Here is a 21,873-nt window from a genome sequence, read left to right on the forward strand (position 1 = left end):
TATATGCAGTACTCTTTGTCTAGTATTTCGTTAAGATGGGCGTGGACGCGGCTATAAAAAACTAGTAATCTGCAGCGCTGATAACCGCACCTCGTAACGTTTCCCACATTTATTCCCAATGGAGAACAGCCTTGAAGATAGCCATTGTCACCGCCATGCCGGAAGAAACCGGTGCTGTATTGCAGGGAGCGCACCAAAAAAAGAAGGGGATGGTCAACGGCCGGCACACCTGCCGCTGCAGCATCACCGGCCACGAAATCATGCTGGTCGAAGCCGGCATGGGCCTCCTCAATGCCGGCTGGGCTGCGACGCTCGCGGCAGAGGACAAACCTGATCTGATCATTTCGGCAGGGTTCGGAGGAGGCGTTGTTGCCGGACTGTCGGTAGGAGAGGTGGTTATGGCTGAACAGGTTCTGCAGTGGGATGGAACAGGGTTCGAAGAGGTTGCCGTCGGCTTCTACGGCCGTAACAGTGCAGCAGACGCCATGGCTCTGCCCCGGGGCTGCTTTATCACCGGTGATGGCATTTTGCGGAAGGATGAACTGGCCAGTCATCTGACTAATGCAAACAAGCCGGTTGTGGAAATGGAAACTGCTGCCGTAGCCAGGGTCGCCGCAGGCAATGGAATTCCTTTCCTCGGCATAAGGGCCATCAGCGACGCCTGGGATGAGGAACTTTCCTTTTCAATCAACGAATTCTGCGATGACACCATGCGCATCAGGCCAGCTAAGGTACTGGCTACAATCCTGAAACGCCCTTCCATCATTCCACAACTGATCCGGCTTGCTCGCAACAGCAAAGCAGCCGCTGCCAGTCTGGGCAAGGCCATGGAGCGGCTGCTGAAACAGATTTAACCCCAGCTCCGATAGTTGCCAGAAACAGCCATTACCGTAATCCCAATCGCCCCAGCAATTTTCCCAGATATTTATTCAGAAAATGATCACGCGAAAGGAACCGCAAAGGGGGAGGCTTCCTTGTTCCCAACTCTTGAAGCATCAGCAGGATTTGAGGATTACCTCCCTGGGCCGCTCCCTGGCGCAATGCGCTGACAGCTTCTTCTTTAGTACCTGCAACCAGGTGAACTTTGGCGAGGTAAAAATAATGGATCGGGTTCTGCGGTTCACGTTCAATGGCTGCATGGCAGAGCTCAAGCCCTCTGGTAACATGACCGCGCTCCTTGGCCATGCAGAACCCTAAACAGGAATGCAGACTAGGATCATCTTCAGCCTGAAGAGATTTTTCCAGGCAGGCGAGCGCAGCCAGTACGTTCCCTTCCTCCAGCTCTTTCTGTGCTCGTGCAGCCTCTTTCTCTGCACTGGCATGTGGCGATAACTCCATTATGCCTCCGATTACTGCATGGACGTTGGCGACAACCTGCGATCCTTCACACTGTAAAAAAGGGACGAGCTGTATACCTGTAGCCCGTCCCTTCTCAATATTTATTCTATTTCAAAGATTGCCGCTTCACGCTGTTTTTACCCGGCGCTCTTCCCGCAGCATGTCCAATGCCAGCAGGGCCACACCGACGCAGATGAATGAATCGGCTACATTAAATGCCGGCCAGTGGTGGGTCTTCCAGTAAACATCCAGAAAATCGATGACTTCTCCAAGACGCACACGGTCGATCAGGTTCCCCACAGCTCCAGAAAAAATCATGGCAAGTGAAACCTGGGCAAGCTTCTGATCGTGGCGCAATTTGTTAAAAGCTACCAGGATCACCAGGGACGCAACCAGTGAAACCGCAATGAAGAAGGGCAGCCGCCAGGAAGCGTTGGACAGGAAACTGAAGGCCGCCCCCTTGTTGCGGATATAGAAGATGTTGAAAAAGCCATCTACAACCGGAATGGCCTGATAAAGGGTCATGGTTCGGTCAATGTACAACTTGGTGATCTGATCGATCACCAAGCCACAAGCGGCAATTAAAGAAAATAAAAACCAGCGGTTTTTCAAATCATTCCCCCTACTGTTACATTTAAAAACTATTGCACCGCTGCAGTGCACTTGGGACAAATAGCAGGATACTGATCATTTTTACCAAGCTCTTCACTGTAACACCAGCAGCGTTCGCACTTCTCGCCAGGCGCAGCAGTCACCTGAACTTTAAACCCTTCAATAGTTTCGGAGCTCCAGCATTCGCCGCTGAGTTCTTCCGCCAATGATACCCTGGAGACAATAAAGATGCTGGCCAGGTCCGCCTGATATTCACGCAAGAAGCCAAGTAGGTCGGCCGGAGCACTGATGGCAACAGCGGCATCAAGGGGATGCCCGATAGTCTTGGCTGTACGGGCCACTTCCAGTGCCTTTGAAACGTCGCTGCGCACTTTCATAATCCGCTCCCAGCGTTCCACCAGCACATCATCCTTCAGTTCCGGATGAAGCTGCGGGAAAGCTGCCAGATGGATGCTGGATTCATGCTCACCCGGCAGATAGGTCCAAGCCTCGTCAGCGGTAAAGGAAAGCACCGGCGCAATCAGGCGCAGCAGGGTGTCAAGGATGCGGTACATCACGGTCTGTGCGCTGCGGCGCTCCAGAGAGTCCTTCTTGCTGGTGTAGACCCGGTCCTTGAGGATATCCAGATAAAAAGCGCTCATTTCCACAGTACAGAAGCCGTTAACAGCATGGTAGAGAACATGGAACTCGTAATCATTGTAACAGTTCAGTACCTTTTCCTTGAGCAGCTCCAGCTGGTGAAGTGCCCACCGATCGATCTCCGGCATGCTTGCAGGCTCCACACTGTCTCTGGCTGGGTCAAAATCATTGATATTGCCCAGGATGTAGCGACAGGTATTGCGAATGCGGCGATAAGCCTCGGACAGGCGGGTCAGAATTTCCTGGGATATGCGGATATCATCCCGGTAATCCTGGGCCGCCACCCACAGTCTCAGGATCTCGGCGCCATATTTTTTAATAACCTCTTCCGGAGCCACCACATTGCCGACCGACTTGCTCATCTTGCGGCCGGAACCATCAACCACGAAACCATGGGTAAGCACGTTCTTGTAGGGAGCGCGGCCACGGGTACCCACACTCTCGAGCAGCGAGGAATGGAACCAGCCGCGGTGCTGGTCGCTCCCCTCCAGGTACATGTCCGCCGGTGAGCCCAGCTGTGGATTCGGCTCCAGGACAGCGGCATGGGATACGCCGGAATCAAACCAGACATCCAGTATGTCGTTTTCTTTTTCAAAAGAAGCGGATCCGCATTTGGGACAGACCGTCCCGGTCGGCAGCAGTTGCTCCGCAGCCCAGTCAAACCAGACATCCGAACTCTCTTTTTTGAAAATTTCGGCCACGTGATCCATGATGGCACCATCGGCAACGTACTCACCGCAGGCGGTACAGGAAAAGGCCGTAATCGGAACCCCCCAGGAACGCTGGCGCGACACGCACCAGTCAGGACGATTCTCAATCATTCCGTAGATCCGCTCGCGCCCCCACTTGGGGATCCACTGCACGTGATCGATGGCTTCAAGCGCCTTGGTGCGCAATTCGTTCTGCTTCATGCTGATGAACCACTGCTCTGTTGCGCGGAAGATGATCGGTTTTTTGCAGCGCCAGCAATGGGGATAGGAGTGGACGATCTTGGAAACATGCAGCAGTGCTTCCACTTCAGTCAGTTTGTCAATTACGCTCTGGTTGGCGCTGAAAACCTGCTGGCCACCGAAGAACTCAAGGGTTGAAACATACTTGCCGTAATTGTCGACAGGATTGTAGATTTCCAGACCTTCCTTGAGCCCTAGTTCGTAGTCTTCCTGGCCATGACCGGGGGCCGTATGGACACAGCCGGTACCTGCCTCCAGAGTAACGTGATCACCAAGCAGAATGATCGAATCGCGATCATAAAAGGGATGCTGGGCACGTTTCCGCTCCAGAACCGTGGCCGAAAAGCTGGCCAGCACGCTGCCGGTCAAGCCGGTGGTGCTCAGAAAACTGTCCTTGAGCCCCTCTGCTACGATCAGCACACCCTTCTCGGTTTCCAGCGCAACGTATTCAAAATCGGGATGCAGCGCCACCGCCAGATTGGCCGGGATAGTCCAGGGGGTGGTGGTCCAGATGACGACATAAGCCTGCTTGCCTGCCAGAGCAGGAATTGCAGCGGAAAGGTCATCTTTGATTGCAAAACGGACAAAGATCGAAGGGGAGGTGTGATCAGCGTGCTCTACCTCTGCCTCGGCCAACGCAGTAACACAGGATGAACACCAGTGCACCGGTTTCTTTCCTCGGTAAAGGCCGCCGTTGTGGGCGAATTTGGCCAGCTCGGCGGCAGTCAGTCCCTCATACTCGTAGTTCATGGTCAGATAGGGTTTTTCCCAATCACCCAGCACTCCCAGGCGCTTGAATTCCTCTTTCTGAATGTCGATGAATTTAGCGGCATACTCACGGCAGAGCTTGCGCATCTGCAGCTTTGAAACACCCTGCTTCTTTGAGCCGAGGTTTTTCTCGACCTGCAGTTCTATCGGCAGCCCATGACAGTCCCACCCCGGTACATAAGGAGCATGGAACCCTTCCATACGCTTGCCCTTCAGGATGATATCCTTGAGGATCTTGTTCAAGGCATGGCCGATGTGAATGTGACCGTTTGCATAGGGAGGGCCATCGTGCAGCACATAGCGCGGCCTGCTCTGCCCTGCTGTCTCCATGGCGGCGTACAGACCGTTCTGCTCCCATTTGGTAAGAATTTCCGGTTCGCGCTGGGCCAGATTGGCCTTCATGGGAAAATCTGTCTGGGGCAAATTCAATGTGTCTTTATATTCCATGGCATGGTCTCCTCGATAGCTGTTCGGTGCACAAAATCTAAATAAGCTACAGAGATACCATTGAAATGTCAAGGAAACAGGTTCTTTCATCCTTGCAATTGCAGGAACACTCTGCTAGTGTTTTCAATCTTCTTTTACTCAAAAAGCCTGTTGAAAGGACATAAAAATGCTGAAAATATTCGACTACCTCTTTGGCCTGTTCTCCAACGATCTGGCCATTGACCTCGGTACAGCAAATACTCTCGTCTACTTGAAAGGCAAAGGGATTGTTGTACGCGAACCTTCCGTTGTTGCCGTACAGCGGATGCCGAACGGCCGTCAGATGGTACTCAAGGTAGGTATGGAAGCCAAACTGATGCTGGGTCGCACCCCCGGCTCCATCACCGCCATCCGCCCAATGAAAGACGGCGTCATCGCTGATTTCGACATCACCGAAGAAATGCTGCGCTATTTCATCCACAAAGTCCATAACCGCAAGACACTGGTGCGCCCGCGCATCGTAATCTGCGTGCCCTCAGGCATCACCCAGGTGGAGAAGCGCGCAGTCAAGGAATCTGCGGAATCTGCCGGAGCCCGGGAAGTATACCTGATTGAAGAGCCGATGGCCGCCGCCATTGGGGCCGGCCTGCCGATTACCGAAGCTTCCGGCAACATGGTTGTGGACATCGGCGGTGGCACCACCGAAGTTGCCGTCATCTCCCTGGCCGGCATTGTCTACTCCCAGTCCACCCGCATGGGAGGCGACAAGATGGACGAAGCGATCGTGCAGTACATTCGCAAAAAATACAATCTGCAGATCGGTGAACGCATGGCTGAATCGATCAAGATCGATATCGGCGAGGCGTATCCCGGACCCGAAGTCCTGACCAAAGTCGTCAAGGGGCGCGACCTGGTTTCCGGTATTCCCAAAACCATCGAGGTCAACTCCGATGAAGTCCGTGAAGCGCTCAAGGAAGCGGTCAATGCCATCGTAGATACCGTATTGATCTGCCTGGAAAAAACTCCTCCCGAACTGGCCGCCGACATCGTGGACAAGGGCATCTTCCTGGCCGGTGGCGGGGCAGGACTGCGCAATCTTGATCTGCTGCTGCGGGAGGTAACCAAGGTTCCGGTACTGATCGCCGAAAACCCGTTGGATTGCGTTGTTCTCGGGTCCGGCAAGGTTCTGGATGAGCTCGACCTGCTGCGCCGCGTATCGATCTCGTTTTAAGACAAAAGTCCGCACAGAGATACGGAGCACAGAGGAGCATCTCCGCAAGCCTTAAAAGTGGAAGATTTTCTGTACTCCGTACCTCTGTTATACCTCTTCCTTTTCCCCTGAATATGCCATCTCCCACAGTCGACATAATTGTTCCTGTCTGGAACAAGCCTTTTGAAACCCGTGCATGCCTTGCTGCCATCCTTGCCCATTCGCCTGAGGCACGCCTGATTATCATTGCCAACGGCAGTAATCGTGAAACCGAACTGATGCTGGAGGAGTTCTCCGAGCCCTTGGGCGAACGCGGCCTGTTCATCTCCTCTGACCGCAACCTCGGGTTGATCAAAGCAATCAATATGGGCTTGTCACGCTCGGACAGTGACTACGCTGTAATTGTACGCCCGCACGTCGAAGTAACCTCTGGCTGGCTTGAAAACTTACTGGAAGCCGCCCAGGGAGGATTGGCAACGCCACTTTTCAGAGGCGACACCATAAAGGTTCCGAAAATCGCTACCGGCTGCTCGGTAATAGAAACCTTCAGCCTCACTTTTTCGGCTCTGGCCATCAAAGGTGAGCTGCACATGCTGATCGGCGGGTTCAATGAAGAGATGGACGGTGCTGAATGGTGCCTCCGGGATTATATGCGACGTGCCTGGAACAGGGGATATCGCACCAGCGTCAGCTCCGGTTCGATGCTCACGTGCCATCCGGAAGTTGTGTTCGGCTCCCCTGAACGCCGCAGGGAAATTGAACTCTCCAGTAGCGCCCACTACCAAGCGCACTGGGGGATTAACCGCCACTTCTGCATTTACTTCGGCAAACAGGCCGAAGCCGGCAGTTTGGCGGTCCCAATAGACACCATCCTGGATGGAGCCCGACGGGGGCATACCTTCACATTGCTATTACACCGTCGACAGGCTGCCGACTTCCATCGCATTGGCTGGGATTGCCTGCACACCGGGATTACCCTGCAAAAACTTCCCATGCTGGCACCGCGGCGTGACCTGCTCAAGCGACTCGCGTCCATAAAGGCTGCTGCTCCTGAAGCGATCATCGTCCAGTGCAGTGCTGACACGTTACTTTCCGACAGCGTTACGCCGATCCCATTGGCAGAGCTGTCTTCCTTATGGGAACACACCACTGAACTCTAATGGGGGGACTATGATTATGATAGATGAGATCGCACGACAGCTACAGGATCACCATTCGGTAATGACGCTGATCCAACAACAGATGACCCCTCAGATTGCCGAAGTGGTCGAGATAATGAGCAATGCCTTCACAAGCGGCAAAAAAGTGCTGATCATGGGCAATGGCGGTTCTGCAGCGGACAGTCAGCACTTTGCAGCGGAAATTGTGGGGCGCTTCAAGCTGGAGCGTGCCGCTTTGCCGGCCATCGCACTTTCCACAGATACCTCCATTCTTACGGCCATCGGCAATGACTATGGTTTTGATGCGGTCTTCAGCCGTCAGATTGAGGCCCTGGCTGCAAGCGGTGATATCGTGATAGGACTTTCCACCAGCGGCAACTCTCCCAATGTGTTCAAAGCGCTTGAACTGGCTAAGGAACGCGGCTGCCGCACCATTGGACTGTTAGGTAGAGATGGTGGCAGCATCAAAAACATCTGCGATGTGGCCCTGGTTGTTCCCACCAATGACACGCCCCGCGTGCAGGAAGCTCACATCACCATCATCCACATTGTCTGCGACCTGGTGGAAAAAGGACTCTTCACATGAAAATCAAGCCGATGGACCTTTCCGGAGTCAGCACCTATCCGATCAGCGATCGCAACAACAAGGTTTCCCTGAAACGTGACTTTGCGGGTGACATTACACCGGGTATGAGCGTCTCCGCCCTGTTGGCGGCCCTACCCAACCAACTGGGGGGTGAAAGCCTGAATAGCGTCATTAATGCAGTGGTCAAGGCCCGTGAAAACGGCAAGCCCGTCTCCATCGCCATTGGCGGGCATGTCATCAAATGTGGTCTTCAGCCGGTTTTAAAAAAATTGATCGAAGCTGATATCATCACCGCCGTAGCCATGAACGGATCAGCCAGCATCCATGACTACGAAATCTCACTGATCGGCGAGACCAGTGAAGATGTGGGAGCTGTCCTGCACTGCGGCACCTTCGGCATGGCCGAAGAGACCGGACACGACATCAATAGCGCACTTGCAGCCGGTGTCGCCGACGGAATCGGATACGGGGAAGCGCTTGGGCGCTTCATCGTGGAAAATCAAAATCCATACATTGCCTCCAGTCTGCTGGCAACCTGCTATGAAAAGGAAATTCCGGCAACCGTGCATGTGGCTGTGGGAACAGACATCATCCATCAGCATCCGCTGTGTGACGGTGCTCTTCTTGGCCAAGCCACCTTCACAGATTTCCGGTTGTTCACCTCGGTTGTGTCCACACTCGGCAATGGCGGCGTATTTCTCAACATAGGCAGTGCCGTGATCATGCCTGAAGTTTTTCTCAAGGCTCTCTCTGTTGCCCAGAATCTTGGCTTCCACGTAGATCACTTCACAACTGCCAACTTCGACATGACCCAGCACTACCGCCCCCTGCAGAACGTCGTCAAACGTCCCACAGCCGGTACCAGCCGCGGCCTGACCATTACCGGTCATCATGAAATCATGCTTCCGCTCCTGGCCGCTGGTATCCTGGACAAAATTGGAGCCAAGCATGGATAGGAAAACTGTTGAATCTCTTTTTCAGCACATAGGTGATATCACCTGTCTGGTGGTCGGCGACCTGATGCTTGACGAATACCTTTGGGGAAAAGCCGAACGGATTTCACCGGAAGCACCCGTGCAGGTGGTGGACATAGTCCGCGAGGAATTGCGTCTGGGAGGGGCCGGCAATGTTGTCAACAATCTGGTTGCACTTGGTGCTCAGGTCCAAGTCTGCTCAGTTGTGGGAGATGATGACAACGGTTGGTCCCTGATCAAGGAGTTCAATCGCAGAAACGTGACCATCGATGCAATATTCAAGGACCCTGAGCGCAGGACCAGCCGCAAGACTCGCGTCGTTGCAGCTAACCAGCAGATTGTCCGCATAGACAGGGAGTCGCGTGATCCCATTTCCGATAAGATGGAACAACAGGTTTGCGAGTGGATCACCGGCAATATCAGTCGATTTAAGGTAGTGTTGCTGTCCGACTATCTCAAAGGTGTACTCACTCCCCGGGTAGTCGCCACTATAATCAGTGCAGCCCGCTCAGTTGGAATTCCGGTTCTGGTCGATCCCAAGGGAGACGACTATACCCGCTACCACGGGGCAACCCTCCTTACTCCCAATCGTAAAGAAGCAGAAACAGCAGCCCGTATCCCCATTCGTGATAATGCTTCCCTTGACCAGGCCGCACGGAAGATCATGGAGACTGCCGGACTTGACCACCTGCTGATTACACGTAGCGAGGAAGGTATGTCACTCTTCTTGGACTCTGGGGCTGTGCATATTCCCACTGTAGCCCGGGAAGTTTTCGATGTATCCGGGGCAGGTGATACCGTGCTGGCCTCATTGGCCATCGGCATAGCTGCCGGCATGGGTACTACCGAGGCTGCCCGCCTGGCAAATGTGGCCGCCGGCATAGCGGTCGGCAAACTGGGAACTTCTACTGTTTCTGCGGATGAGATCATCAGTGCCGTAGCACTTGTGCACAGCGACAGCGATTCAAAGATTAAAAATCGTGATGTTTTGACTGCGACAATTGCAACAGAAAAAGCACGTGGCAAACGCATCGTCTTTACCAATGGCTGTTTTGACCTGCTGCATGCGGGCCATGTCAAATATCTGCAAAAAGCCCGCAACCTTGGGGATCTGCTCGTCCTCGGCTTGAACAGCGATGCCTCGGTACGCCGCCTGAAAGGAGAGAATCGCCCCTTGATCGGCGAAGAGGAGCGTGCCCACATTCTGGCCGCCTTGAATTGCATCGATTATGTAGTAATTTTCGATGAAGATACTCCGCTGGAACTGATAACTGCCCTCCGACCTGATATTCTTGTCAAAGGCGGCGACTACACGCCTGAAGGTGTTGTCGGAAAAGAAGTGGTTGAAGCGTACGGCGGCAGAGTAGAACTTGTATCTTTTGTTGATGGAAAATCAACTACCAACATTATAGAACGAGTTCTGGAGCGGTATTCCTAACTTTACTCTTTTAATTTTAGGTGGTTTTAGTCTGCCAAATCTGCTATGAGCTGATAAAATTATCATATAGGAGCGGGCCATGGTGTGTAAATCCAGTGACAGGGGACTGTGGGTTATGGGTGTCAAACCCGAGAGTGGGCGTGAAGTGCTTCTCCGCTCGTATCTTGAAACAGGAGGGTACAACTGCTGCCTCGGACAACTGGATGATCTGGCTGAATCACGCCCGTTGGGGATTGTGCTGGATATTTCCCCCTTTTCCGATGACGGTTGGGGACTGCTTCTCAAGATCAAAGAAAATCCTGCTACACGTAACATACCTGTTTTGCCGATCTTCCTCAGCGAATCTGGAGCGGTGGGCGGAGTCTTTCCGGTTGCCGGATTTTTTACTCTTCCGCTGGACGAAACGCACCTGCTGGATCGACTCGCAATTTACGGACTGACAGAAGAGGCCGAAACATGGGACCTGGAAGCTCTTATCGTGTCACGCAATGGCGAGGAAAAACTTGCCAAAACTGTAGAAAAAATTGGTTTTGAAGCTGTCATGGCTTATAACGGCAAGGAAGCGCTGGCTCTGACTTCTATCAAACCGAAGTATCTTGCATTCTGTGCAATGATGCTTGCCGACATGTCGGCTTTTGAATTTTTGGAAAAGCTCCGTCTCTACCCTTACAGCGGTAATATGCCGGTATTCGTGTTACTAAAGAGTGAAATGAAAGATGGAGAAAAAACCGCCATGAGCAGAGATATTGCGCACCTGGTACGTAAAAAAGAACTCAGTTGCGAAGAATTTCTTAGCCATCTGCGCCGACGCGACTGATTTCCAGTTTGTTTTTTTACAACAAAAACAGCCGTTCCCTAATCAGGAACGGCTGTTTTTATTACTGATGATACTATTATCAAGGGCGCCCGAAAGCTCCCACAGAAGAGTTACAACAGTCCCTTCAAGTCTCTGATATCGATCGTGGCCTTGGCGCGAAGATCCTTGGCCCACTGGCTGAAACGTTCCTCCGATTTCTTGCGGTACAGCGACTCTTCAATCTCACCCTTAACGCTTTCAAACGGCTTCATCTTGCCACTTATCCGCTCCTCCAGCTTGATGATGTGAAACCCGGCAGGGGTATAAACCAGTTCACTTATATCCCCCGGTTTCAGGGAGATTACTGCCTGCTCCAGTTCGGGTTGCATATCCCCCTTCCTGAAACGTCCCAACTCTCCGCCATCCTTACGAGCTGCAGGATCTTCCGAATAGGTCTTGGCTAGCTCAGCGAAATCCTTGCCATTTTTGGCCTCGGCCAGCACCATGAGAGCCGTGGTCATGCTGCGTTTGATCTCCTCGGATGAAGCCTTTTCAGTAGCCTTGAAGAAAATGTGCCTGGCGCGAAAAGCATCTTCTTCGGCATATTTTATCCTGTTAGCTTCATAAAACTCCCGCGCTTCTGTTTCACTAACCAGAATCTTGGAGCGGACCTCCATGCTGATCAGTTTGAGCTTTTCAAGCTGCTCCGTCAGCTGACTGCGATATTGATCAAAGGAGAGTCCCTGTCCGGCCAGAGCCGAAACAAGCGCCTCCTGGGACATGTTGTTCTGCTTTTTGACGTCATCTATGGATTGACGAATTTCTTCTTCACTAATCTTGATGTTCAGTTCCCGTATCTTTTGTTCCACCAGGTGTTTTTCCACCAGAGCGTCCAGCGCGGCACGTCGGATCCGATGTCGCTCCGCATCATCTAAAGCGCCTTTTTTCTCCTTTTCCCTGATGGCTGATTGCGCTTCCCGGTTTACTTCATACAAAGTGATAATTTCATCATTGACAACAGCGGCCACCGCATTGATCACCTTACCGGAACTGGTAATGGTGGCTGGCGCCGCTTCGGGCTGCTCTGCCTTGACTGTCGCGACCACATCTCTGGTTACAGGCACAGGTTCCTTATGAGCGCAACCGGAGACGAAGAGCAGGCAGAGTGGCAATAGAGATATAACATTTCGGGTGGTCATACTCACCTCTTCAGAGGACTTACATGTCGAAAGGGTGGGCACGACAGGCCCACCCTTTCGGTTGTGTTCACACAGTCAGGATATACTACCGCTTCTACAATTATTTTTTCTCAGCCGGAGCTGCTGAAGCTGCCGGCTTTATTTCGTTTGGTGCCGGAGCGCTTTCCTTCTTGCCACCCATGGCATTCAAAGCATCTTCCTTGACCGTGATCTTAGCATCTTTCTTGAGATCTTCCTTGATCTTCTGGAAAATTTCCTGCTGCTTTGTAGGCATGATGGCGCCCTTGATCTGCTCCTTCACCTCTTCAAACGGACGAGTGCCAGCAGGGCGCTTGCCGGTCAACTTGATGATATGGAAACCGAAATCTGACTTTACCACATCTGAAACCTGACCTTCCTTCAGAGCAAGGGCCGCTTTTTCAAAAGCCGGTACCATGGAGCCTTTTCCGAACCATCCCAGATCACCACCTTTTGCTGCAGATGAATCAACAGAATGTTTCTTGGCCAGTTCCTCAAAATTTGCGCCTGATTTAATCTGTGCAAGCAGGTCCTTGGCCTCCTTTTCGGTCTTTACCAGAATATGGCTGGCTTTGATCTGCTCGCCAGCTTTAAATTTATCGATGTTCTGCTGATAGAACTTCTTCAGGTCGGCATCTGAAACCTGTGAGTCGGTTTCAACCTTTTTCTTGAGATAAGCCTCGACAATCAGACGTTTTTTCAGATCCTTCATTTTCTCTTCGATTTCAGGTCCTTTGTCGACACCTTCTTTGGATGCTTGCTGCAGGATCAGCTCACGGATAACCATGGTATCCAGCATTTCTTTGCGACCCTGAGGAGTATCGGCCATTGCCTTTAGGTACTCCGGCAAATTTTTGAGTTCCCTGTTGTAGTCGCCGGTGGTGATGGTGCTGCCATTCACTTCCGCCAGTACCTGGCCTTCTTTTTTTGACTCAGCTTTTGATCCTGAAGTTGTCGAGCCGCCCTGGCAGCCGAAAAGTGCAGCTGCACACAGGGTAACGGCAATACATTTAGCAGTGGTAATAGCTTTCACGGAATCTCCTTTTGCAGATACATTAAAGTAGTTAAAAACTTATAAAAACTAGCATAACACCAGGCCCTTATCAAGCGCTTTCTGGCTGCCTGCCGGTCATGCAGGAGCTTCTGCCAGCCCTGCAGCAGCATCGTCACCGATTCCACCAAAACCTTCCTCGATTGTCTCCGCGCGATGCAATGCGGAACGGATGTTGGGCAGAATATTTCTGGCTCCCATCAGGCGGGGAAGATTAGAGTTAAGCAGGATCTTGCGCGGTTCCCCCCGGACACCGCAGAGAATCAACATCCTTCCTGATGCATGCAACTTCTCATAAAATTGCTCGATGGCATAAATTCCGGTTGCATCGATTGCTGTCATGTAGCGTAAACGAAGAATGACCACCGGCTGCAACTTGTCGACGGAAAGAGCCAATTTATGCAGTTTTTCTGCTGAACCGAATAAAAACGGCCCCTGAACATGAAACATACTCACATAGTGGGGAATATTATGATCCTGAACAATATGGTTTTTAGCCTCTTCCAGTGTTTCGGTTGTAAGCGGCGCAACCACTGTAGAACGGGAAACCTGATAAATATACAGCAGGGCGGCCAGAGTCATGCCGACTTCAACGGCAATGGTCAGGTCGGCGACAACCGTCAGGATGAAGGTAATCAACCAGACCGAAATATCTTTACTGCTCAGTCGGAGAATCATCGGGATCTCCCGCCATTCACCCATGTTGTAAGCCACCACGAAAAGAACGGCTGCTAATGTGCCGAGGGGGATGAATCGGGCCAAAGGAGCCGCAAACAGGATTATGAACAGCAGTGTCACAGCATGGATAATGCCTGAGAAAGGGGAGCGGGCTCCTGAGCGGATATTGGTGGCAGTACGGGCGATGGCCCCGGTGACCGGGATACCACCGAAAAAGGGAACCGTAAGGTTTGCAATCCCTTGTGCAACCAGTTCCACGTTGGAATTATGACGGTCACCACTCATTGAATCGGCCACAACTGCTGAAAGAAGACTTTCGATTGCAGCCAGAATCGCCACTGTCAAAGCGGCGGGTAACAGCGGGATGATCAGGTCCTGCCTGAATTCAGGCAACGCGAAGTGGGGAAGTCCGGTCGGAATACCCCCGAACTTTGTACCTATGGTCTCGACAGGTATTCCAAACGAAGCTACGCACGCGGTTACGCCAACCAGTGCAATAATAGAACCGGGCACCCGCCTGGTGATCCGAGGCATAAGCAGGATTACTGCCAAGGATAGAAGTGTCAGGATAACTGTCAGCAGATCTGTGGTACGGATATGCTCAAAAATGAAGCGCATACGTTCGATAAACTCGCTGGGAACTTGTCCGGCCACCTTTAAACCAAGAAAATCCTTGATTTGGGTAGAGGCGATCAGAACCGCTATGCCGTTGGTAAATCCTATGATGACCGGTCTGGGAATGTATTTGACGGCACTCCCCAAACCTGTCAAACCCAGAAAAATCAGAATGCAGCCAGCCATCATAGTTACCATCAGCAGCCCGGACAGGCCATGCTTGCTTATAATGGCGGCTATAACTACCACAAAGGCACCGGTTGGCCCTCCTATCTGACAACGCGAACCACCAAGCGCTGAAATGAGAAAACCGGCTATAATCGCGGTATATATGCCTGCCTGGGGAGTCACACCAGAAGAGATGCCAAAAGCCATTGCCAGTGGCAAGGCGACAAGGCCAACAGTAATGCCGCTGGTCAGGTCAGCAATCAGATCAGAGCGCTTATACCCCTTGAGAGACTCAACTGATTTGGGCAACCATGTGTACATCCTTGAAGATTTCAAAAGATTTCTCCTTCTGATGTGAAGTTTCTATTGCTGGCTAATTCTCCTGCCTTACTTTGTAAGTTGCTTAGCGAATACGGTTCGTTCCAGATTCATCAACTCCAACTCTCCTTCCTCAAATGCACGAATGACACCATACTCACCATCGTAACCGGGCTGCCTGACCACCTGGCCCATTCGCATGCGCCGTATCGCTTCGCATAACGCAGGAGATACAAGCTGGATCTCCTCCAGCGGCGCATGTAGTAACAAGTTGAATTCTGACCCGAAGCAATCGATGGCACAGGCATATTGGCGCATGACCTCTTTGGATGTCGACCCCTTACCGATGATATCGCTTAACACTTCGGCAAGAGGGATCAAGCTGAAAACTTCAGGAGAACCAGGAGCATGCTCGGGCCGGCAGCGGTCGGCCAGGTCCATGATCCGGTGATACACCCCGATGGTCACCGCTTTACCACAGACCGGGCAACGCCCATCGAGCCTTCGTGTTTCAAGCGGATCAAGACAGATTTGACAGGCTCGGTGACCATCGCAATGATATTTGCCTTCTTCCGGAAAAAATTCCACTGTGCCTCGAAACGTCTCGCGCTGTTTCGTCTTAATTGCATCACGCAGAGAAAAGAAATCCAGATCCGTGAAAAAAAGATTGGCTTCGCGCCCCAACCGGGAGGGTGAGTGAGAGTCCGAATTTGAGATTAAGGCGAAACGGTCAAGGGACGAAATCAAGCGATTCATATCAGGATCCGAAGAAAGTCCCGTCTCCAGTGCGAAGACATGCTCGCTCAGATCTCCGAAACATTCCGTTACACTGTCAAAACCCGAGCGGGAGCCAAACAGGGAAAACCAGGGGGTCCAGATATGGGCCGGCACCAAAAAACCTTCCGGAGCATTCTCCAGGAGAATTTCAAGAAGATCGTGACTGTCAAGCCCCAGAATGGGCCGACCATCCGAAGCAATGTTGCCAATTTTGGCCAGGCGGCTATTTATCCGTTCTGCGCTATTAAAGTCGGGAACGTACAAAAGGTTATGCACCTTGCGCACAGCACCGTGACGTTTATAGATGCAGCTTATCTCAGCCGAAAGCAGGAAACGAATTGGACCGGGCGCTGTGGTAACATCTGGAAATATGGCGGGAAAAGTTGTTTCGTCTTTGAGGCGGAAAAGACCTGGCTCTGCAGGCACAAGCTCTTCTTTTAAAAGATTGAACCACCCGGGATGGGTGAAGTCCCCGGTAGCCAGCACCTGAATGCCCTTGATCGCGGCCCAGGCAGCCAGTCCCGGCAGATTACTGTCCCTGCTGGTAGCACGTGAATAGGAAGAATGAATGTGAAGATCTGCTATGATATTCATGACAAGTTCAATATCTTACCAGAATACACTAAAGCGGTGAAGCGTAATCATTGACAAGATGAGACTCTTCACCGTAGAACATACCACTATGATCAATAAGGATAAGCTCAAGAAACAATTCAAGTCCATCCTGTCTCTGGACAGCCACCCCGGGCACATCGCAGCCGGCTTTGCCGTGGGTGTATTTATCAGCTTCACTCCCTTTTTCGGCCTGCACACTCCGCTCGCTATTGCCATGGCATTCATATTCCGGCTCAACAAGGTTACTTGCATAACCGGGGCCTGGGTCAATACTCCCCTGACCGTCGTGCCGGCCCTGGTTGCAAGCTACAATATCGGCCGCTTTCTGAGCGGGAAGCCGGCCAAAGTCCTAGTATTAAAAGATCTGGATTGGCACTCTCTTCAGCCATACGCCAAATCACTCCTGTTGGGGAGCTCGGTCATCGGCTTTACTGCTGCAGTTATCAGTTACTTCGTCTGCTACTGGCTGGTAGTGGTCTTCCGGCGCAAGGATGCCGGATTAAAGGAAATGACGCGGGAAATGGAAGAGGTAGGGGAAGAGCTGGAATAAAACAGATACATCATTTCATCAGAAAGGGCGGGTTGTTTTCCCGCCCTTTTTTTATTTATTTACCGAGCAGCGGACTCATTACCTGATAGGTCAGATAGGCCATCAGCGCTGAAGCCGGGATAGTCAGGATCCAAGCAACAATGATACGTTTGGCAACGTTCCAGTTCACCGCATTCAAACGCTTGGAAAGACCCACTCCAAGAATCGTGGAGGTGATGACATGGGTTGTACTGGTAGGCATACCCATGGCCGAGGCGCCCAGGATGACACCTGCAGAAGCGGTCTCAACGCAAAAACCATGCACCGGCTGGAGTTTTACGAAATCGCTGCCGACGGTCTTGATGATACGCCATCCCCCGGCTGCAGTACCAAGGGCCATGGCTGCAGCGCAAGCCACCATTACCTCCCAGGGCACGACAAAAGTCTTCAGAAATCCGTAGCTGACCAATGCCAGGGTAATAACACCCATTGACTTCTGGGCATCAGCCGTTCCATGGGAAAAAGCCATAAAGGCCGCGGAAAGAACCTGCAGCCTGCGGAAGTTCTTGTTAAGCCCGCCAGGAGACTTGTTACCGAAGATTCTGTAGATTATCAGCATGAAGATGAAGCCGACAATAGTCCCCAGGACAGGAGAGATCAGCAATGCCAGAACGATTTTTTTAAGTCCCGCCCATTTCAGGGCGCCTAAACCGGCGTGAGCAAATACAGATCCCACGATGCCGCCTATAATTGCGTGCGAAGAAGATGAAGGGAGTCCGTAGTACCAGGTGATCAGATTCCAGACTATCGCTCCGACGATCCCGGCGAACACCACCATCTGAGTTACATTGGAACTATCGACAATGCCCTTGCCGATTGTGCCGGCAACCTTGGTGGAAATCATCGCGCCTGCAAAATTAAGCACTGCTGCCATCACTATGGCAGCCTTCACCGATAGCGCCCTGGTTGAAACGCAGGTGGCGATGGCATTGGCGGTATCATGAAAACCATTGATATAGTCAAAGAGAAGCGCTGCCAGAATGACCAGACAGAGCATCACAAGAGCTGCATCAAGCATTTTTCACCACCACGCTTTCCAGAATATTGGCTGCGTCCTCACATTTGTCAGTGGCCCTTTCCAGGGTCTCGTAGATTTCTTTCCACTTGATCAGCTGGATCGGGTCTTTTTCCTCGTCAAACAGCCGGCTGATAGCTTCGCGTGAAACCCGGTCAGCTTCATTTTCAAGGGCGTTGATTTCCACGCATGCCGCGAAAATTTGCTCGTTGGACTTCTGGCCCAGCATGGCCACCGCTTTGTCGACAGCATAGCATGACTGCAGGATGATGAACCCCAGCGACTTGGCTTCGGGCGGAATGGATTCCACGTTGTACATGATGACCCGCGCCGCAGAGGCATCGATCAGATCGATGATGTCGTCCAGTTTGGATGCCAGCGCATAGATATCTTCACGATCAAGAGGCGTGACAAAAGTCTTGTTGAGCTTCTGGATGATCTCATGTGTAATTGAATCTCCCTTGTGCTCCACATCCTTGATCTTGCGCTGACTTTCGGAAGGATTATCAAAATTATCCAGCATTTCCTTGAGTAGTTTAGCGCCCTCGATGATGTTGCCGGTCATCTGCTTAAACAGCAGAAAGAATTTTTCTTCTTTGGGAATAAGTCCAAACATAGTACGCCCCCGTGCTGCAGTAGCAGCTGGATATAAGACTTGTAAAACCTGTTATTAATAGCATGATTTTTTCGGCCTGCCCATAGAAATGTCACCGGCCCGTCCGGTTTACCCAGCGAACAATCTACTGCGTATTGCCTTCGCCGGATTGATGCTGTATTCTGCCCCATCTCCATTAGAAAAGGAACATTATGAATCTGCTACATGCCCTTGTCCTCGGCGCCCTGCAGGGCTTTACCGAAGTCCTTCCCATCAGCAGTTCCGCACATTTGATCCTTGTGCCCTGGCTGCTGAAATGGCCGGAGTCGGGGCTGACTTTTGATGTAGCCCTGCATCTCGGTACATTCATCGCCCTGACCCTGTATTTTCGCAAAGACATCATGGAGATGATATCCTCGTTTTTTGATGCCTTGTCCAGCCGCTCACTGGATACGCCGGCCAAACGTCTTCCTTTCCTGATAATAGCAGCCACTGTACCTGCTGCAGTAGTAGGCAAGCTGTTCGAACACAAGGTAGAAGAGATCTTTCGATCTAATCCATTGCTGATTGCCATCTTCCTGATCGTTTTCGGTATCATTCTCGGCATTACCGATATAGCCGGTCGCAAAGTGCGGGGCTTGGAGGAAATAGGCACAAAAAGCGCTCTTACAATAGGTCTGCTGCAATGTCTGGCACTGCTTCCCGGCGTTTCCCGTTCAGGAATCACCATTACAGCTGGACTTGCACTCGGCTTTACTCGGGAAAGTGCGGCTCGTTTCTCGTTCCTGCTATCCCTGCCAATCGTCATCGGAGCTGCACTGCTCAAAACTATCCACCTGGCCAAACACGGCATACCTGCCGGGGAATTCCTGCCGATGATGGCAGGAATTGTCGCCTCGGCCATAACCGGGTACATCAGTGTCGCCTTTCTGTTGAAATTCGTGCAGAAGCGCAGCATTTCGCCATTCGTGTGGTACCGTGTCATTGCCGGAGGAATTGTAATTTCTGCCCTCTTGCAAGGGTTTAAAGGATAAGGGCAGGCAGGGAATTCAGGAGGGCATATGGGGGGTGGCATCAGCGAATGGCCGGAGGATGAGAGACCACGGGAAAAGATGGCCAAGATGGGCGCCGTCAACCTGACCAATGCCGAACTTCTGGCACTAATCATTCGCACCGGCGACACCGCCAGCAGGAAAAGCGCCATCGACCTGGGCCGGGATGTCATCAGCCATTTCGGTGATAATCTGCGTGAACTGGGTAGCGCTACAATTTCCGAGATTACCGCCATTAAAGGCATGGGTCCCGCAAAAGCTACCGGCATCAAGGCAGCTTTTGCCCTGGCAAGTCGTTTTCAGGCCCGCAAACTGGAAAACCTGGATCGTTTTACCTCACCCCGCCAGGTATTCGACTATTTCCACCACGAGTTCCGTGACAGCCGCAAAGAGTATTTTCTGGTACTGCTGCTGGACGGCAAAAACCGCATCATTCGCCGCGTGCAAATATCCGAAGGTTCCCTCAATCAGAGTATCGTGCACCCCAGGGAAGTCTTCAGCCCCGCCGTGAAGGAATCGGCTGCTGCTGTAATTTTGATCCACAACCACCCCACCGGTGATCCTGCCCCCAGCCAGGAAGATATCTCCGTCACCCGCCGACTTAAGGAAGCAGGGGAGATCATGGGTATCCGGGTTTTGGATCACATAATCATCGGCGAAGATGAATTCATGAGCTTCGTGGAGAAGGGCTTGCTGTAGCAACAAAATAGGGGAGACACATGACCCGTGTTGCCTGAAACGACAAAGGCTCCCTTGAGGAGCCTTTGTACGTGGTGATGTCGAAAATCAGCACAGCGCCAGTGCCTCATCCGAGGCCCGCTGGGCCGCAGCCACGCAATCGTTCAGGCCTATGCCGCGGTAGGAGTTGCCGGTAAGAATCAGCCCCGAATGTGGCTGCAAGAGTTCATCCAGTGCCGCAAGTCTCTTCCCGTGACCGACAGTATACTGGGGAATGGCCTGCTGGTGCCGGAAGATGCGTACAAAAGAAGGTGTGGCCTCGATTCCCATGACGGTACGCAGATCCTGCCTTACCCGTGCAAGTACCTCGTCATCACTCAACTTGATATATTCCGGAAAACAGGCTCCACCCATCATGCTGCGCAGCAATACAGTTCCCTGGGGTGCACGATTTTCAAACATGCTTGAATCCCACAGGGTACCAAGAGTGCTGAGACCCTCTTTTTTTGGAATCAGATAGCCGAAGCCATCCAGCGGATGAGCGATACTTTCACATTCATAGCCGCAGCAGATAACCGTCATGCTGGCATAGCGAATCTGGTTCAAAACAGAGGTGACGGCAGGGTCAAACTCCTCCAGCATGGATGCTGCTGCAAAGGCGGGGGCAGCCACGATGACGAGATCAGCTTCATGAATGCTGCCGTCCTGACCGGTCAGGCGATAGCGGCTGCTGCTCCCCTTTTCCACCCGCACTACCGGGCTGCCCGAGCGGACAACATCTCCCAGGGACTCAGCCAGAGCATCGGAAAGGTACTGGATTCCTTCCCGGAAGGAGGTAAGAACCCCGCCGGGACCGGCGGCACTGGAAACAACCTTGCCTTGGGCAACATCCTGTTTTTTCTTCTTGGCCAGCATGACCATCGCTTTCACTAACCCGCCGTATTCCCGCTCCAGTTCGGCAATGCGTGGAAAACAGGAAATCAGCGACATGGTTTCCGGATCGCCGGCAAAGATTCCGGATACCATTGGCGCAATCAATTTGTCCAGAGCTTCCTGGCCCAGGCGGCGGCGGCCGAAAGCAGCAAGTGATTCATCCTCGCCCCGGGGTGCCGAGGCAACAAAGGGAGTTGGTTCCAAAGCCAGGCGCAGCTTGCCCGGCCAGGATATCAGACGACTCTTGAGGAAAGATGGACCGTTTTCCGGCAGACGATGCAGCTCTCCGCCGGAAAAGATGAAACGTTTACGGGCGTTGTCATTGCTGCGGTGCAGGTTTTGTTCGACACCAATTGCTCTGCAGAGATCAAGGGTCTGGGGTTTACTGTCCAGAAATCCATTGGGGCCCCACTCGCAGAGATACCCATCCGCTTTAATACTGCGGATTTTACCACCGGTACAGGTCTCCTTTTCCAGAAGCGTCAGATCCAGATCTTTTCCTGCTTTAAGCGCCTTATCCCTCAGTAACCAGGCAGTCGACAATCCGGAGATGCCGCCACCAATGACAATGACTTTTTTCATGGGGATTCCTTTTTTCCTTAATGGTCTGGAAAAGATACTACGTCCGCCGCAATTGGCTGTCAAGGCATCCCCTTTCATTGACAGCCAGTGCAA

At 52.2% G+C, this 21,873-nt stretch carries 20 protein-coding genes; 10 read left to right on the top strand and 10 right to left on the bottom strand.

The genetic code is table 11. From position 1 onward, the window contains the following. Window positions 1-131 precede the first annotated feature (131 nt). A complete protein-coding gene (locus KJB30_RS02495; protein WP_214296358.1) occupies window positions 132-854 on the top strand; it encodes a phosphorylase family protein in 723 nt (240 codons plus the stop codon). Between the two features lie 31 nt (window positions 855-885). Here KJB30_RS02495 and KJB30_RS02500 read toward each other — a convergent pair whose 3' ends face one another. The 3 genes from KJB30_RS02500 to ileS all read right to left on the bottom strand — a co-directional run bounded on the left by KJB30_RS02500 (window position 886) and on the right by ileS (window position 4,754). Next, window positions 886-1,338 (bottom strand): tetratricopeptide repeat protein, encoded by a 453-nt coding sequence (locus tag KJB30_RS02500; protein WP_214296359.1) that lies wholly within the window; start codon window positions 1,336-1,338, stop codon window positions 886-888. A gap of 126 nt (window positions 1,339-1,464) precedes the next feature. Then, entirely contained in the window at window positions 1,465-1,950 is a 486-nt protein-coding gene (gene lspA, locus KJB30_RS02505; RefSeq protein ID WP_214296360.1) for a signal peptidase II, read from the bottom strand. 29 nt (window positions 1,951-1,979) lie between these two features. Beyond that, entirely contained in the window at window positions 1,980-4,754 is a 2,775-nt protein-coding gene (gene ileS, locus KJB30_RS02510) for an isoleucine--tRNA ligase (RefSeq protein ID WP_214296361.1), read from the bottom strand. A 166-nt stretch (window positions 4,755-4,920) separates the two neighbouring features. Here ileS and KJB30_RS02515 point away from each other — a divergent pair, with 166 nt between their 5' ends. The 6 genes from KJB30_RS02515 (at window position 4,921) to KJB30_RS02540 (ending at window position 10,918) form a co-directional block, all read left to right on the top strand. Further along, the gene (locus tag KJB30_RS02515) at window positions 4,921-5,964 is read left to right on the top strand and encodes a rod shape-determining protein (RefSeq protein ID WP_214296362.1); all 1,044 of its coding nucleotides are present in this window, start codon (window positions 4,921-4,923) and stop codon (window positions 5,962-5,964) included. A 113-nt stretch (window positions 5,965-6,077) separates the two neighbouring features. Continuing rightward, a complete protein-coding gene (locus KJB30_RS02520) occupies window positions 6,078-7,103 on the top strand; it encodes a glycosyltransferase family 2 protein (protein ID WP_214296363.1) in 1,026 nt (341 codons plus the stop codon). A 16-nt stretch (window positions 7,104-7,119) separates the two neighbouring features. After that, the gene (gene gmhA / locus KJB30_RS02525; RefSeq protein ID WP_214296548.1) at window positions 7,120-7,689 is read left to right on the top strand and encodes a D-sedoheptulose 7-phosphate isomerase; all 570 of its coding nucleotides are present in this window, start codon (window positions 7,120-7,122) and stop codon (window positions 7,687-7,689) included. Beyond that, window positions 7,686-8,645, top strand: coding sequence for a GSU2086 family protein (locus KJB30_RS02530; protein WP_214296364.1), 960 nt, complete (start codon window positions 7,686-7,688; stop codon window positions 8,643-8,645). The genes gmhA and KJB30_RS02530 overlap by 4 nt, the downstream gene beginning before the upstream one ends. Continuing rightward, window positions 8,638-10,101: a bifunctional D-glycero-beta-D-manno-heptose-7-phosphate kinase/D-glycero-beta-D-manno-heptose 1-phosphate adenylyltransferase HldE gene (gene hldE, locus KJB30_RS02535; RefSeq protein ID WP_214296365.1), complete on the top strand. Its 1,464-nt coding sequence runs from the start codon at window positions 8,638-8,640 to the stop codon at window positions 10,099-10,101. The genes KJB30_RS02530 and hldE overlap by 8 nt, the downstream gene beginning before the upstream one ends. Before the next feature lie 79 nt (window positions 10,102-10,180). After that, window positions 10,181-10,918 (top strand): response regulator, encoded by a 738-nt coding sequence (locus tag KJB30_RS02540; RefSeq protein WP_214296366.1) that lies wholly within the window; start codon window positions 10,181-10,183, stop codon window positions 10,916-10,918. Between the two features lie 110 nt (window positions 10,919-11,028). Here KJB30_RS02540 and KJB30_RS02545 read toward each other — a convergent pair whose 3' ends face one another. The 4 genes from KJB30_RS02545 to KJB30_RS02560 form a co-directional block, all read right to left on the bottom strand. Further along, entirely contained in the window at window positions 11,029-12,096 is a 1,068-nt protein-coding gene (locus KJB30_RS02545) for a peptidylprolyl isomerase (protein ID WP_214296367.1), read from the bottom strand. Window positions 12,097-12,196: 100 nt separating this feature from the next. Further along, window positions 12,197-13,147 (bottom strand): peptidylprolyl isomerase, encoded by a 951-nt coding sequence (locus KJB30_RS02550; RefSeq protein WP_214296368.1) that lies wholly within the window; start codon window positions 13,145-13,147, stop codon window positions 12,197-12,199. 96 nt (window positions 13,148-13,243) lie between these two features. Continuing rightward, the gene (locus KJB30_RS02555) at window positions 13,244-14,962 is read right to left on the bottom strand and encodes a SulP family inorganic anion transporter (protein WP_214296369.1); all 1,719 of its coding nucleotides are present in this window, start codon (window positions 14,960-14,962) and stop codon (window positions 13,244-13,246) included. Window positions 14,963-15,013: 51 nt separating this feature from the next. Continuing rightward, on the bottom strand, window positions 15,014-16,315 hold the full coding sequence (locus KJB30_RS02560; protein ID WP_214296370.1) for an endonuclease Q family protein: 1,302 nt from the start codon (window positions 16,313-16,315) through the stop codon (window positions 15,014-15,016). An 88-nt stretch (window positions 16,316-16,403) separates the two neighbouring features. On the opposite strand from KJB30_RS02560, the gene KJB30_RS02565 reads away from it, so the two are divergent. Continuing rightward, the gene (locus tag KJB30_RS02565) at window positions 16,404-16,886 is read left to right on the top strand and encodes a DUF2062 domain-containing protein (protein ID WP_214296371.1); all 483 of its coding nucleotides are present in this window, start codon (window positions 16,404-16,406) and stop codon (window positions 16,884-16,886) included. A gap of 55 nt (window positions 16,887-16,941) precedes the next feature. Here the strand turns inward: KJB30_RS02565 and KJB30_RS02570 are convergent, their stop codons facing one another. Next, window positions 16,942-17,943, bottom strand: coding sequence for an inorganic phosphate transporter (locus tag KJB30_RS02570; protein WP_214296372.1), 1,002 nt, complete (start codon window positions 17,941-17,943; stop codon window positions 16,942-16,944). After that, complete coding sequence (locus KJB30_RS02575; RefSeq protein ID WP_214296373.1) at window positions 17,936-18,556, bottom strand: DUF47 domain-containing protein; 621 nt, start codon at window positions 18,554-18,556, stop codon at window positions 17,936-17,938. Before KJB30_RS02575 ends, KJB30_RS02570 begins: the two co-directional genes overlap by 8 nt. Window positions 18,557-18,747: 191 nt before the next feature. Between KJB30_RS02575 and uppP the strand changes: the two genes are divergently transcribed. Next, window positions 18,748-19,569 carry an undecaprenyl-diphosphatase UppP gene (gene uppP, locus KJB30_RS02580; RefSeq protein ID WP_214296374.1) on the top strand — a complete coding sequence of 274 codons (822 nt, stop codon included), beginning with the start codon at window positions 18,748-18,750 and terminating at the stop codon, window positions 19,567-19,569. Window positions 19,570-19,596: 27 nt separating this feature from the next. Further along, window positions 19,597-20,286 carry a RadC family protein gene (gene radC, locus KJB30_RS02585; protein ID WP_214296375.1) on the top strand — a complete coding sequence of 230 codons (690 nt, stop codon included), beginning with the start codon at window positions 19,597-19,599 and terminating at the stop codon, window positions 20,284-20,286. A gap of 87 nt (window positions 20,287-20,373) precedes the next feature. Here the strand turns inward: radC and hemG are convergent, their stop codons facing one another. Continuing rightward, window positions 20,374-21,780 (bottom strand): protoporphyrinogen oxidase, encoded by a 1,407-nt coding sequence (gene hemG / locus KJB30_RS02590; protein ID WP_214296376.1) that lies wholly within the window; start codon window positions 21,778-21,780, stop codon window positions 20,374-20,376. Between the last annotated feature and the right edge of the window lie 93 nt (window positions 21,781-21,873).

The organism is Pelotalea chapellei (assembly GCF_018531195.1).
Taxonomy (GTDB): Bacteria; Desulfobacterota; Desulfuromonadia; order Geobacterales; family Pseudopelobacteraceae; genus Pelotalea; species Pelotalea chapellei.